The following is a 522-nucleotide window of genomic DNA, read 5'->3' on the forward strand; positions in this document are numbered from 1 at the left end:
CCCCACAGACCCGCCCGAGCCGCCCGCTCCGCCGAAACCCCAGAAGGTGCCGGCGCTGCCGCCGGCCCCGCCCATTCCACCGTTGGCGCCTTCCCCACCGGCGCCACCCGCCCCGCCGGTGCCGATCCACCCGGCGGCGTTACCACCTTGACCTCCAGACCCCCCAGTTTGAGGGCCCGCTCCACCGGTTCCACCGGTCCCGCCGGAGCCGAACATCCCAGCGGTCCCGCCGGCCCCGGCATTCCCCCCGTCGGTGCCCCCGGTGTTGCCATTGCCGCCATTGCCGCCATTGGCGAACAGTCCGCCTGTTCCGCCCGCTCCGCCATGCCCGCCGGCCAGGTGGCCGCCGACCCCGCCGGTGCCGCCGGTGCCGCCCGGCCCTAACAGCCCGCCGGTCCCGCCAGCCCCACCGGTTCCGCCAGGGCCTTTGCCGAGGCCGCCGGTGCCGCCAGTGCCGCCGGGGCCAAATAGTCCGCCCGCACCTCCAGCCCCACCGGCGCCACCAGAGGTCCCGTCGTCGGT

At 76.8% G+C, this 522-nt stretch carries 1 protein-coding gene; it reads right to left on the bottom strand.

Going from position 1 to position 522, the window contains the following annotated elements:
- A partial coding sequence (locus tag BST12_RS32660) for a hypothetical protein (RefSeq protein WP_211281419.1) occupies positions 1-522 on the bottom strand: 522 nt, incomplete at both ends.

It is taken from the genome of Mycobacterium angelicum (assembly GCF_002086155.1).
In the GTDB taxonomy this organism is placed as follows: domain Bacteria; phylum Actinomycetota; class Actinomycetes; order Mycobacteriales; family Mycobacteriaceae; genus Mycobacterium; species Mycobacterium angelicum.